The 13,453-nt window shown below is 42.9% G+C and carries 10 protein-coding genes; 3 read left to right on the top strand and 7 right to left on the bottom strand.

Annotation, left to right across the window (positions count from 1 at the left end; all coding sequences use genetic code 11):
* The first annotated feature begins 84 nt into the window (after positions 1-84).
* Positions 85-834 carry an HAD family hydrolase gene (locus ASG93_RS22290; protein ID WP_056835431.1) on the top strand — a complete coding sequence of 250 codons (750 nt, stop codon included), beginning with the start codon at positions 85-87 and terminating at the stop codon, positions 832-834.
* Here the strand turns inward: ASG93_RS22290 and ASG93_RS22285 are convergent.
* Positions 820-2,589 carry a GGDEF domain-containing protein gene (locus ASG93_RS22285; protein ID WP_056835430.1) on the bottom strand — a complete coding sequence of 590 codons (1,770 nt, stop codon included), beginning with the start codon at positions 2,587-2,589 and terminating at the stop codon, positions 820-822. The two genes, ASG93_RS22290 and ASG93_RS22285, sit on opposite strands and share 15 nt — an antisense overlap.
* 191 nt (positions 2,590-2,780) lie before the next feature.
* Between ASG93_RS22285 and ASG93_RS22280 the strand changes: the two genes are divergently transcribed.
* The gene (locus ASG93_RS22280; RefSeq protein ID WP_056835488.1) at positions 2,781-4,358 is read left to right on the top strand and encodes an ATP-binding protein; all 1,578 of its coding nucleotides are present in this window, start codon (positions 2,781-2,783) and stop codon (positions 4,356-4,358) included.
* A gap of 1,190 nt (positions 4,359-5,548) precedes the next feature.
* Here ASG93_RS22280 and phoU read toward each other — a convergent pair.
* From phoU to ASG93_RS22255, 5 genes are all read right to left on the bottom strand, one after another.
* Positions 5,549-6,208 (bottom strand): phosphate signaling complex protein PhoU, encoded by a 660-nt coding sequence (gene phoU / locus ASG93_RS22275; RefSeq protein ID WP_056835428.1) that lies wholly within the window; start codon positions 6,206-6,208, stop codon positions 5,549-5,551.
* A 26-nt stretch (positions 6,209-6,234) separates the two neighbouring features.
* Positions 6,235-6,996 (bottom strand): phosphate ABC transporter ATP-binding protein PstB, encoded by a 762-nt coding sequence (gene pstB, locus ASG93_RS22270; RefSeq protein ID WP_056835426.1) that lies wholly within the window; start codon positions 6,994-6,996, stop codon positions 6,235-6,237.
* Between the two features lie 3 nt (positions 6,997-6,999).
* Positions 7,000-7,857, bottom strand: a complete 858-nt coding sequence (pstA, locus tag ASG93_RS22265; protein ID WP_056835423.1) for a phosphate ABC transporter permease PstA — start codon at positions 7,855-7,857, stop codon at positions 7,000-7,002.
* Positions 7,854-8,789 (bottom strand): phosphate ABC transporter permease subunit PstC, encoded by a 936-nt coding sequence (gene pstC, locus ASG93_RS22260; RefSeq protein WP_056835421.1) that lies wholly within the window; start codon positions 8,787-8,789, stop codon positions 7,854-7,856. Before pstC ends, pstA begins: the two co-directional genes overlap by 4 nt.
* A 160-nt stretch (positions 8,790-8,949) precedes the next feature.
* On the bottom strand, positions 8,950-9,855 hold the full coding sequence (locus tag ASG93_RS22255) for a phosphate ABC transporter substrate-binding protein (RefSeq protein WP_056835419.1): 906 nt from the start codon (positions 9,853-9,855) through the stop codon (positions 8,950-8,952).
* A 297-nt stretch (positions 9,856-10,152) separates the two neighbouring features.
* On the opposite strand from ASG93_RS22255, the gene ASG93_RS22250 reads away from it, so the two are divergent.
* A complete protein-coding gene (locus ASG93_RS22250; RefSeq protein ID WP_056835417.1) occupies positions 10,153-12,174 on the top strand; it encodes a methyl-accepting chemotaxis protein in 2,022 nt (673 codons plus the stop codon).
* 57 nt (positions 12,175-12,231) lie between these two features.
* On the opposite strand, the gene ASG93_RS22245 is transcribed toward ASG93_RS22250, so the two are convergent.
* Positions 12,232-13,080 carry an MBL fold metallo-hydrolase gene (locus ASG93_RS22245; protein WP_056835416.1) on the bottom strand — a complete coding sequence of 283 codons (849 nt, stop codon included), beginning with the start codon at positions 13,078-13,080 and terminating at the stop codon, positions 12,232-12,234.
* Between the last annotated feature and the right edge of the window lie 373 nt (positions 13,081-13,453).

Raw genomic sequence — 13,453 nt, 5'->3', positions numbered from 1 at the left:
ATTAAAATAAAAAAACGGTTCCGCACATAAACATGTATGGAAACCATTATTCAATGGGCCGGTCTTCAGAAGGAGGTTCTCCATATGAGCCCTTTTTTCTCACCAATTCGCAAAAAGGTTATTTTTTTCGATATGAATAATACGATTCTGGATCGCAGACAATGCTTTGATTCAGCCTTCCTTGAAGTCATGAACGACTTTACGGCGAGATGGGATCCGGGCGAAATGCTTTTTACCACCCAAGAAGCCCTACAAAGCTATAAGATGGAGTGGAGTCGTCACCGAAAGGCTCCGATAAGGAGTCCCATATCTCCTGATGAGCTGCGCCACATTTGTTTACGTAAAGCTCTCCAGCCTATGCCAGTAAACGTCAGTCCTGCTTTTACGCGATCATTTTTCGAACAGGTGGAAGAACTGGAAGATAACTTCGTTGCTCTCTTTCCCGGCGTTGAAGACACACTTGAGGCATTATCACATAACTATAAACTGGCTATCATCAGTAACGGAAATCGGAAAAGGCTGCTGAACAATTTGGAGAAAATGAAACTCACCAGGTGGATCGATCAAGATCGTTTATTTAGTTCGGAGAAGGATGGCCCGCGAAAGCCGCACCCCGCTATCTTTGAGAAAGCCCTAAAGACGATGAGCACGGCTTCAAACCAAAGTGTTATGGTTGGAAATTCGTGGCGTAATGATGTAGTGGGGGCCGCGTCAAGCGGCATGGATGCGATCTGGATACATCCAGGGAATATCAAGAAAATATCCGAGCGCCGAATCGGCAAACAGAAGGTCGTGATTATCCGTTCTTTTAAACAATTGTTATACACTTTCTAACTCAAGTCCACTTGAGCCAATTTTCTCGAAATAATAAATACTTCCTTGATGCGCTTTTGCTTTCTTTTTGAGAAAGGCGGCTGTCTGGGAAATGTGTTCGAGTGAAATCGGAGATTCGCATTCACAGACGACCAAAGAGAGCGAAAGCGTAACTCCCTCGCTCTTTACCTTGTTGCCGCTCCGATCCCGAATATACTCCCACTCCTCATCCTCATAGAACATCTGCACACCCTGTTCGAAGCGGCGAATGATTTCCTGACAAAGTTGTTTTGGCACTAATGCAGCAGATATCGCGATAAAATCATCGCCTCCCACATGCCCGACAAAATCATGCGGTGTCCCACAAACCGCAATGGATTGCTGCATAACATCCGCTGTATATTGAATCAGTTGGTCCCCTTTTTGAAATCCAAACCGATCATTGAACCATTTGAAGTAATCCAGATCCGCATAAACCACATGAAACGGTTTGTTCTCACTTATCCTCTTGTTCAACTCGCGGTTGATTTGCAAATTCCCTGGCAGTCCTGTTAGTGGATTGGCCACACGCGCAGACTCCATTCGTACATTCGTTATACTCTCAAGTATCGCTCTGATGGATGCTACGCCTCCCATCTTCTCATTGCTTGTAACGATAACTAGGTCATATAAGTGGTTTATTGCGCGTGAGGTAGCCATCTGTGATACTTCCTCAACAGGCATGAACTCGTCCACAATTAGCGGCGATTCATCCATTATGCTGTCAATGGTTCGATTCCAGAACAAGGAGAAGGCGTATTGCCCGGCTAACTGTTGAAATAAGCGGTCTCTCATCATGAGGCCAACCGGCACTTCATCATCTACGATGACTGCGCCCACTGCCTCTTGATTTTTTTTGAAGTAATCCGCTACTTCCGAAATCAGTTTTTTCTTGTCAAACACTTTCACAGGTGTTTTCAGGTCGCCAATGCTCCAAGTCATACTACTTCCTTGTACTTTGCGATGCTGCCAAATCAACATTTTATGGATGTCCTGCACCTTCGCGGGAGATTCATTTGGCTTTCCAAGCAAATAGCCTTGGGCATAATGCACGCCGAGCCGTGTTAATTTGGTTAGCTCATCCGCATGTTCAATGCCTTCAGCAATGAGGGAAATGTTCATTTTATGGGCAAAAGTAACGAACGTTTCAAGGATATACTCCTTGACTTTGTTTTTATGTATATTTTCAATGAGGGAACGATCTATTTTAATAAAATCCGGTTGAAGTTCCGCAATCGCTTGAAGAGAGGAATATCCCGCACCCGCATCATCTATGGCAATTCGATAGCCTTGCTTACGGTAATGCTCCAGAATCTTTTGGGCTAAGGAGAAATCCTCAATCGAACTTCTTTCCGTAATTTCAAAAACGACATTGTTTGGACGTAGTCCGTATCTCTGTAAAATCTCAAGCGTTTTACCAGGAATAAACCCTGGATCGTAAAGCACTTGGGATGAAATATTGATAAAAAGCAATTGCTGCGGATGCTCCAAAATGGATCCTTTAATCGCTTTTTCACGAGCAAGCTGCTCCAGCAAATAGAGCTCACCTTGCTGCTCTGCGAATTGAAACATGGTCAAAGGTGAATGAAAGGGACTATCTGTGGGACCTCGCGTTAACGCTTCATACCCCATTACCTGACCATCCTGCAGCGAGATAATAGGTTGATATACGGAATAAATGTACTCTTTATCTATCATCTTATAGAATTGTTCCTTCATTTCTGACTGAGCATTCATGTCCATCATCCCTTACCTGAATATACTTATTACATTAGTCTATCAAACCAAATGATTGGCTTTATTATCCAAATGTAAAATGTATGTAAAGACTTCGAAAAAAAAAGAGGGAATTCAATATTTTTCCCGAAAAAGAGAGGGATGGATTGTTAGGTGCGTACAAGCTTGTACATGCACGGAAAGGATTTGAAATGGAACAACAAGTAAAAATCTTGGCGGTAGATGACCGCTACGAGAACTTGCTGGCTCTGAATAGCATTCTGGCCTCTTCGAACTATGACGTTATTTCTTTGCAATCAGGCGAGGAAGTTCTGAGATATTTATTAAAAGAACCCGCTGATCACATCGCTGTAATCTTAATGGATGTGCAAATGCCTGGACTTAGCGGCTTCGAGACGGCCGAATTGATCAAGCAGCGGAAAGCTTGTCAGGATATTCCCATCATCTTCCTAACGGCTCTCAGCACCTCTATCGAGCATGTGCTCAAGGGCTATCATGTGGGCTCTATTGATTATTTATTCAAACCTATTCATCCTAAAATGCTGCGTATGAAAGTCGATGGCTTCGTTAACATGCACCTCAATCATCAAAAAATCAAAATTCAAAGTGAACTGCTGCATAAGCGAACGCTAGATCTCGAAGAGACGAATCGCAAATTAGCTGAAGCGGAAGAGAAATTAAAGCAGCAAAATTTCCTTTTGGAACAATGGGTAGAAGAGCGAACCTCTGAATTAGTAGATGCTCATGAAAAGCTGATAAGATCACAAGAACATTTCAAGAAAATGTTCATGCTCTCTCCTTCTCTGATGGCCATCCGCCGATTACCAGACCTCACCTATCTCGAAATTAATGAAAGCTGGAAACAATATACAGGTTACGGCGATGAAATCATTGGAACAACACTAGATCTCTTGCGAGCTGAAGTGGGTGATTCAAGGAATAATAATGATGTCATCCATAATTGCAAGGTTAAGTATGAAACCAAGTCCAAGGAAATTCGAACGGCCCTGCTTTCAACGGAAATCATTGATATCGAAAATGAAAGCTGCTTGCTCGAAGTTGCCGTTGATATCACGGAAAGCTTGCGATTTGAATCGGAAATGGCTCGTCTAGCTCAACTCAATCTAGTTGGGGAAATGGCCGCCGGTATTGCCCATGAGATTCGCAACCCGATGACGACCATTCGCGGCTTCCTCCAATTATTTCGCGAGAACGATCGTCATATGCAAAAAGAATACATCCCCATCATGCTCGAAGAGTTGGACCGAGCGAACGAAATTATTACCGAATATTTATCCTTAGCCAAAAATAAGCAGTCCTACCAAAAGCCTGAAAATATCAACCGTATTATCGAAATGCTCATCCCCCTTATCCAAGCAGAAGCCGTTATGTCCGGCAAGCATGTTCATTTCCAATTTAAGGACTGTCCTGTCATTCAACTCGACGATAAAGAAATGCGTCAACTCATATTGAATATGTGTATGAATGGTCTGGAAGCCATGAGCCTCGGCGGTAAGCTCAGAATTGAAACCTGCACGGAGGCAGAACACGTCGTCCTACTTATTGCTGATGAAGGGATAGGAATTAATGAAGAACACCTAGAGAAGTTAGGAAGACCTTTCTTCACGACCAAAGATGAAGGGACAGGGCTCGGTTTAGCTATTTGCTACAGCATCGCTGCCAGGCATCAGGCTTCGATTGAGGTTCAGTCTAGTGAGAAAGGAACAACCTTCCTCATTCGTTTTCCTATTCCAGCCTTATGCACATAAGAAAAACCGCCAGGGATCTCCCTGACGGTCCTTTTGCATGTAAACCCATCATTTGAGCAAGAGGAGGGATGGATGCGGGGCCCACTGCAAAGCGCCTTTCCACCCTCACACCCACCCCTCTTCTTTTCTACAAGATAGCTCCATTATTCGGTATTCGCCGGGGGGCATCTTTTTTAATGTCCATTAATAACGATTGCTACTTCGATAAAATGAGTTCAAAGTGCCCAAAGTAAGCTTTAACCACAGTTAACTAGGCAACTTCGATTTCGATGAGCTATCGTGATTACCAATGTTGTCAGATTCTGCAACAATTCACATGCCAAAAGGCTATTTTGTTAGTAAAAGTTGTAGTTCGTACAACAATTCGAACCCATTTGTCGCAAAATCTCCTTTTGGGGACTAAATTGTTGTACATCATGCAACATCGAAGGGATATGAGGTCGATTCTAGGCAGAATTGTTGCACTTTATACAACATCATTCGACCAAGAATGTGGATTCTACAAAAATTCAGCAATTCTAACCAAATGTAACTCTACCTCCTCTAAAAAGGCTAAATTACTCCAAGATAAGGTATCTATGTTCGCGAGCATAGTGGATATAAGCTGCTAATCTAGGTTGACGGGGAACGAGGATCCTCTATTTCTGTGATTATGCCGTTACAGGGCCGGTAAGCGGAACGTGAGTGCGCTATTTTGACGTTTTACCAGTTTTTACTTCAGAATGCGGGAAATAGAGGATCCTCGTTCCGCCAAAACGTGAAATACGAGTGAGTGCGCTATTTTGACGTTTTACCAGTTTTTACTTCAGAATGCGGGAAATAGAGGATCCTCGTTCCGCCAAAACGTGAAATACGAGTTTTTGAGCAATATAACGCATCTACGTTCCGCGAGCATAGTGTAACGTAGTGCCGGGCTGAACAGATAACTACAATTGATACACCGAAATAAAGCTAGCAGCTACGTTTCCCCAAAAATTTAGAAAGGGTGAACCCCTAGCTTTACCTAGAAACTTATACTTTCTGGTAAGGATAGACGACTCCGTCGTCCTTCAGGACGAGCGCGTTTTTCAAGACTGATGACGCGAAGTATAATAAAACTTATATTTTCTCGGCATGGAAGTCTTATCTACTGAAAAAGGGACGCTCACAAGTCATAATGACTTAGGAGCGTCCCTTCTATGTTGATTTACTTAGACATTCAAATCTTTGCGTTTTCCTGTGACCATATAAATAACACCTTCACCGATATTCGTTGTATGATCAGCTACACGCTCTAAGAAATGGGCAACAAACAATAGATGGGTCAATTGACGGTTACGATTGAAATCCGAACCCATCATTCCCATTAATTCCTGCATCACCGAGCTGTATAGCTTATCCACACGGTCATCTTTCTCGGCAAGCGCTGCCGCCCTGTGAACATCGCGCTCCGTATAAGAAATTAGGCTCTCATGCAGCATCTCAATGGCAATATCGGCCATTTCAGGAATGATTTCAAGCGGCTTAACAAGCTCTTCTCCAGCGAGACGGATCGTAATCTTCGCGATGTCTACAGCATGATCAGCAATTCGTTCCAAGTCTGTAGCAATCTTTAGTGCGGTACCGATGATTCGCAGATCACTTGCCATTGGTTGTTGTAAAGCAATTAATCGAAGACAAAGCTCATCGATATTCGTTAAATAATCATCAATGAGATCATCATTCTTAATGACTTGCCGCGCCGTATTCTCATCGAACTTGGCCAACGACTCCACGGACTTGAGTATTAAATCCTTAACCATTTCCCCCATATCTTGCAATTCTTTTTGCAAAATTGACAATGATTGATGAAACCCAGGTCTTGCATCCATTTCGTGTCTCTCCCCTCAGTTGTTGGTTAACCGAATCTTCCCGTAATGTAATCTTCTGTACGCTGATCATTAGGATTAGTGAAGATTTTATCTGTCTTATCCGTTTCCACTAAGTATCCATTTAGGAAGAAGGAAGTCATATCCGAAATCCTTGCCGCCTGCTGCATGTTGTGCGTAACGATGATGATGGTATATTTCTCTTTTAATGTTTGTGTCAGCTCTTCAACTTTGAGCGTTGAGATTGGGTCTAGCGCGGATGTAGGCTCATCCATAAGAAGTACGTCCGGCTCTACAGCTAGTAAACGGGCGATACATAAACGCTGCTGTTGTCCGCCCGACAGGCCTAATGCGGATTTATGCAAACGATCTTTTACTTCATCCCACAAAGCCGCTTGCACAAGACTGCGTTCTACGATTTCGTCTAGAACCGCTTTTTTCTTCGTTCCATGAATACGAGGACCGTAGGCAATGTTATCATAAATGCTCATCGGAAATGGATTCGGACGTTGAAATACCATCCCTACGCGCTTACGCAGTGAAACAACATCAGAATCGGAATTATAGATGTTGTGACCATCCACGGCTACATTTCCAGTAATTCGAACACTGTCAATGAGATCATTCATGCGGTTCAAGGTACGCAGAAAGGTGGATTTCCCACAGCCTGAAGGACCAATCAACGCGGCGATTGTACCCGTTTCAATGGCTAATTCAATATCGTGGAGAGCATGATTATCTCCGTAAAATAAATTTAGTTTGTCCGCTTTAATCTTATGCTTGGTCGCCACGATTTATTTCCCCCCGGAAAGTCTTTTTTGTAAAATTCGGCTTGGTATACTGATAAGCAGGTTAAAGATGAGTACGACGATTAGGAGCAGCGCGGCACTTCCTTTAGCAATTTCCTTGGCATCCGGTACTAACGCTTCAGCGCCAACATACCAGAGATGCACGGATAGTGTCTCCCCCATCTTCAGTGGGTTGAAATCTGGAAAGAAGCGAGAAACCGATAAGCCGGCTGTGTAAATGAGAATAGCAGATTCGCCTAACGCGCGTCCTGCAATCAAAGTAATCCCCGTAATTAAGCTTGGCAGCGACGCAGGGATGAGCACTTTGCGAATAGCTTGCCATCTGGTAGAGCCCAGTGCAAGGCTTGCCTCCCAATAAGATTCAGGAACCGTACGGATAGATACCTCTGTGACCCTTACCATAACAGGCAAATTAAGCAGAGCAACCGTCGCGGCCCCACCAATAATGGAAAATTTCAGACCTAGCAAATTGGCAAATAGTAAGAATCCGAACAATCCAAATACGATGGAAGGAACAGAAGCCAGAGCTTCAACCGAGATTCGCACGAGATCTGTAAACCAATTTTTTTGTGCGTATATCGCCAAGTAGATCCCCGAGAATAGACCGATTGGAATGGAGATCAGCAGGGATAAGAATAGGACGTAGAAGGAGTTAAACAATTGCGGACCTACACCGCCGCCAGCTTTGATCTCCTCCGACTTCCCGAAGATGAAATGCCATGATAAGTGAGGAACTCCATCACCTAATATTCGGAATAGAAACCAAGCCAGAATCAATATTATAACAATTCCCGATGCCCAGAAATATATCGTGGCCAAACGGTCAGTCGTTTTGCTTTTCATTTCAGTTCACTCCTTTTGGCTACGATGCGGATAATAAGAATTAAGGACAAGGAGATCACGAGTAAAAGAAGCGCCATCAAATAGAGCGCATTATTCCAAGTGCTTCCGTAATTCGTATTCCCCATATCCTTCACAATCGCGGTCGTTAATACCGTCGTTGAGTCAAGGAGCGATTTCGGCATTTGCGGAGAGTTACCAATGACCATGAATACAGCCATGGTTTCACCGATTGCACGTCCCATGCCAAGGATGATTGCGGTTAGAATACCAGGTCTTGCTGCAGGCAAAAGGACACGCCACATGGTTTGCCAACGTGTTGCACCTAATGCGAGTGATGCTTCCTCCAGACGACTAGGCAATGCGCGGATAGCATCTTCGGAGATAGAGAGTATTGTGGGTAAGATCATGATTGCTAGAATGATGGAAGCAGGTAAAATACCGTATCCAACTCCGCCTGTAAATTTACCAAGTGCAGGAACGATAACGGTCATACCGATTAGACCATAAACAACCGAAGGGATCCCTACGAACAGATCTGTCGCAGGCCGCATGATTTCACGCATCCATTTCGGGGCAATTTTAGCCATGAATAATGCTCCTGACAAAGCGAGCGGCACTGAAAACACAACCGAAACCAATGTCATGAGCAGCGTGCTGTATAAAAAAGGAAAGGCTCCGAATTTATTTTGACCTGGTGTCCAATCTGTAGAGAAGAAAAATTCAAAAGGATTGACTCCTTGAAAAGTCTTAATCCCTTGCATTCCTACGAAAACAATGATAGAAAAAATGATGGCAGACACTAGGGCGGCACTTCCAACAAACACCCACCTCATGATGTTATCTTGTCTATGTTGTCCTTGGGTCCATTTCGTGACGATTGGACGGCTTTCGTCTGATTTCGCGTTCGTTAGTTTGTCTGCTATAGAATTCAATGGGTAATTCCCCTTTCTCTTAAGTACACATTACTCTTATGATAGAGCATGATTGTAATTGGATCGTCAAAGAATTGTTAAGGGAATGTAAAAGTTTCGTTTATTTAGGTAAAAAAAGAGCGCGGCATAGGATGCCAGCGCTCTTAGTTTGTTCTATTTATTATTTTTTAAGCAAATCAGCAGGTAAGAATTTCAAGTCACGAACTTGTTTACCTTGGAATTCTTTGCTTGAGATGTAATCGATGAATGCTTTAGCAGGATCTTTCGCTTCACCTTTTGTGTACATATGCTCAACACCAAACAATTTGTAAGTGCCATTTTTAATGTTGTCCTCAGAGAACGCCACATTATCAATTTTCAATGCTTTTATTGTGTCATCAATGTAAGGTGTATCTACATATCCAACGGAGCTGGACTGACCAGCAACAGCTGTTTTCATTGCACCGCTGTTTTCTTGCGTAATACCGTCTTTCGTGAATTCTTTGCCATCAAGAATGATTTGTTGAACAAGTTTACGGGAACCTGAGCTGTCTGGACGGTGAACAAGAACGATTTTCGCGTCATTGCCGCCAACTTCTTTCCAGTTCGTTACTTTACCCATGTAAATGTCTGCTGCTTGTTGTTTCGTAATATTATCAACTTTTACATCTTTGTTTACGATCAATGCGAATGGAGCAATCGCTACTTGGTGGTCTTTAAGATCTTTATCCTTATATTCAGCTGCTGGCTCAACGTCGGAGTTACCGATGTCTGATGTGCCGTCTGCTACGTTTTTAATTCCTGTGCCTGATCCGCCTGCAGTAACGTTGATCGTTACTTTTGGATTTTTTTCCATGAACTCAGTAGCTGCTTGTTTAACTAGTGGAAGAAGCGCGCTTGAACCGGAAGCTGTAATCGTACCGCTAAGCTCTGTTTTTGGAGCAGCAGAAGCAGCTGCACCAGCAGCAGGAGTTGGAGAAGCAGCATTTTTAGTTTCTGTTTTAGCGCCGCAACCAACCAATGACCCCATCATTAATACCGCGGAAAGTGTAAGTGTAATTCCTTTTTTCGACATGAACTTCAACATAGTTAGCATGTCCTCCTTTGATTTGTATGTTGCTTGTTATGTTAGTATCGATTCCCACTTAATTGTCCGTCGAACTAACTTACTTACCTATAGTAACAACCGATTGTAAAATCCACACCCATGAAACGTAAACGTAATGTAAAACTTTTATTTCTTCTTTTATTCTCCAAAAGCATGGATAAATTTACATATCGTTAACATAGTTAGATGCTTTAGTTAATAGAAGTATCCTATATTAATAGGTATCAACACGAAAATAGTCGAATATTGTCTAGTAATGTATAGGAGGAATGACTTATGAAGAAGATCAAAATCAATATGACCATGAGATTAAAACTAATTGCCAGTTTCAGCGTAGTGCTTCTTATTTTCCTTTCCGTTGCTTTGTTTAATCTGAATCAAGTTAATCAAATCAAGAAGCATATGACGGATCAGAATGATAAAGTCGAACTAAAGGTGCTAGCGCTTGAGCTTAAAAATATGGTTCAGGAAATGAATATTATTGCTTCAGGCCTTGAGATTTCCAAGAAACCGGAATACATCGAAAAATACAATGTAAAACGAAAACCTTACAATGATTTCATTCAAAAAATTGGTGATACGGCTTCCACAACAGATCAAAAGAAATGGCGAAGCCAATTAATTCAATTATCCGTTGATTACATCAATAATTTCGACTCTGCAGCCAAAATGGTCCAAGACCCCAGCTTGAAACCGACGGACCTGCAGATTAACCTCCTTTATCTCTATAATGAGTCTCAGGATTTGAAGGATAAGATTTTTGAATTAGTTGATAAATTTTATGTTACATACGCTGTTTCTGCCGAACAAGCTATAGCCAATTCAACGAAAGCACTTAATGATAGCAGCAGGGTCATGTTGATCGCTTTTGCTATCGTCGTTATTGTAACCATTATTATTGCTTTTCTAATCATAAGTTCCTTCACACGTCCAATTAAAATTTTGCAAAATGCCGTATCTCTGATTGCCGCAGGAGACTTGTCCCATACGATTAATTCTAAATCCAATGATGAGTTAGGTAAGCTAAGCAACAGCTTCGACCATATGATTATTCAAGTTCGTCAGATGCTGAATGCTACGATGCATATTGCTTCTTCCTTATCCGAGCACTCACATGAGTTTCACCGCTTTTCTCAGCTTACAGCAACGGCCAATACAGACATCTTGAAGGCAATTACAGAGATATCGACGGGTGCTGACGAGCAAGCTATGAAAACGGAACAAAGCTCAATGATCATTGCAGAGCTGGAAGCGGAGATTCGTGACATTACCGCTTATACCTATGAAATGAAGCGTACCAGTGAAGAAGCGGCATCTGGAACATTACAAGGGACAGCATCCGTAAGGGCGCTAAAAACATCGTCAGATCAGTCCCAGGCTGTCCTGCAGAAGGTCGATGCTGCCATGATGACCTTGTCCGACAGTTCCAAGCAAATTGGCGCTATTATTCATTCGATCACGGAAATTTCTACACAGACGAACGTGCTTGCCTTGAACGCCGCGATTGAAGCAGCAAGAGCTGGCGCACACGGCCGCGGCTTTTCTGTCATTGCGGATGAAGTTCGTCAGCTTTCTCAGCAGACAAGTGATTCCTCCAAGATAATCGGCAGCATCATTCAAGTACTTCAGAAGCAAATCAAAGAGTTACAAAGCTCACTGACCGAAGCTCACGAATCTGCGGTTACACAAAACCATCGGGTATCAGACACGCTCGGTTCTTTCGAGGGCATCGAACAGTCAATGAAAGGGATTATCGGGCAAATTGAACAAATTCATTTGAAAATTGAACATGTGCAATCCAAGAATGACAGATTAGTAAATTCCGTTCAGTTCGTAGCAGCCATTGCGCAAGAAACAGCTGCCGGTGTCGAGGAGGTAAGTTCCACCTCGATTCAACAAGATGCATCCATTCGTCGAATTGCCGAAGAGTCGGATGATATCCTTGAACTTGCTCAGCAGTTATTTGCAGAGATAAGCAAATTTCAGATTAGCGAGTCTGATGCTAAGAATAATCAGGAGAAGTTTGATCTTCAATCGGAGCCAATCCATGTCAGGAATGAGGGGCAAATCGAGGTTAGTGAAGATAATCAAATTATCCATACGCCGATAGATAATGAACTTTTAACAGATACAACTGAAAATTTGACATCAGATAACAGCCATGTGCTTCCTTCTCAAACTGAAATGAATTTGTTTGAAAAGGAACAAGAAAGCTCATCAACAGAAACACCACAGGATGACCTGAACAAAGGTGAATCTATGAGTGATAAAAAAGAGCCTGCTCTCGTAGGAAAATAAAAGCTAACATTAAAAATCCCTCTACTTCTATTAGAAGCTTAGAGGGATTTTTAATTTCTAATGCACAAACCGACCTTCCTTAGGAATCGCTAACGCCTCAAAATCATCCGCCAAACGGCCTAGTTCGCAACTTAGCTCTTCACCGTTCATAGGTTTCCCATGTCCCGTTATCGCTAAAGACGGATGCAAATCTCGAAGCTTTCTAACCGAATCCCCGGCTGCTTGCCAGTCTGTCGTGAAATACTTCGGTGGTCCGCTTATTTCTTGTTCTTGTGTGAAAACCTTGTAAAGCGATTCTTGTTTAACGGTAACGAAGGCATCCCCCGCTATTAATGAACCATCTTTGGCTCGAAAGAGAGAAATGTGTCCTGGTGTGTGTCCAGGCGTATGAATCCATTGCCATCCCGTCAGTCCTGGAACGATACCATTAGCGGGTAGAGGATGTACATGATTACCTATGTCAATACCGTGGTTTGGAAACAAGGGCGAAAGCTCGCTTACAAGCCCGCCATCCACCGTAGAATCTCCTTTGGGATAATTGGCTTTTCCCGTCAAATAAGGGATTTCCAACTCATGCGCATACACCGGAACATCCCAGTATTCCAGAAGATTCTCTATAGCCCCGACATGGTCGAAATGTCCATGAGTCAAAATGATCGCCGTAGGCTTCCTATGTGCTCCAAACCGCTCCTCAGCGACACGAATGATCTCATCTGCCGATTGCGGCATACCAGCGTCAACTAAACACCATTCTTTCTCCCTGCTTGTAGGGTTGCCAATGAAACAAATATTCACGATCTGAATGCAGTAACCATATATATCTATGGCTATTTCCTTGCCTTCACCGCTGGATAATGTCGTTAGCGGGATATACGTATGCTCATATGTATGTTCAGTATGCTCCATGTAAACCTCTCCTCACCCCTGCAAATTCCACATTACTATTCCCATTTCGCTGTAAAATTACTCTGTATATCTCGATATGAAATGTGCTATTGGTAAGAAAAACGGCTTTCGCCGTCTTTGGATGAGAGTTTTTATAAATGTTGATGCAAAGTAGGCTACAACACGCGAGACGCATATGCTTTTGCTTTTGCTTATCCGTGTGTTGTTGCACTTTGGAGAACTGTCATGTCCTTGCGCACAATTTTTGTGCGCTAGCGTCCGGTCGCGACGGATCTGACGTCCTTGCGCACAATTTTTATACGAAAATGTGGTTTAATGATGGGTTTGCACGTTTTTGGCACAAAAAGACCCACCCCCCGAAAATTTCTTTCGA

The sequence above is a fragment of the Paenibacillus sp. Soil787 genome (assembly GCF_001429545.1).
GTDB lineage: Bacteria > Bacillota > Bacilli > Paenibacillales > NBRC-103111 > Paenibacillus_E.
This window is presented reverse-complemented; position numbering and strand designations above follow the sequence as displayed.

Excerpts from the sequence above, each read along its gene's own strand:
- ASG93_RS22250 (WP_056835417.1), top strand. The coding sequence starts at position 10,153 with ATGAAGAAGATCAAAATCAATATGACCATGAGATTAAAACTAATTGCC.
- phoU (WP_056835428.1), bottom strand. The coding sequence starts at position 6,208 with ATGGATGCAAGACCTGGGTTTCATCAATCATTGTCAATTTTGCAAAAA.
- ASG93_RS22290 (WP_056835431.1), top strand. The coding sequence starts at position 85 with ATGAGCCCTTTTTTCTCACCAATTCGCAAAAAGGTTATTTTTTTCGAT.
- ASG93_RS22280 (WP_056835488.1), top strand. The coding sequence starts at position 2,781 with ATGGAACAACAAGTAAAAATCTTGGCGGTAGATGACCGCTACGAGAAC.
- ASG93_RS22245 (WP_056835416.1), bottom strand. The coding sequence starts at position 13,080 with ATGGAGCATACTGAACATACATATGAGCATACGTATATCCCGCTAACG.
- ASG93_RS22285 (WP_056835430.1), bottom strand. The coding sequence starts at position 2,589 with ATGAATGCTCAGTCAGAAATGAAGGAACAATTCTATAAGATGATAGAT.
- pstA (WP_056835423.1), bottom strand. The coding sequence starts at position 7,857 with ATGAAAAGCAAAACGACTGACCGTTTGGCCACGATATATTTCTGGGCA.
- ASG93_RS22255 (WP_056835419.1), bottom strand. The coding sequence starts at position 9,855 with ATGTTGAAGTTCATGTCGAAAAAAGGAATTACACTTACACTTTCCGCG.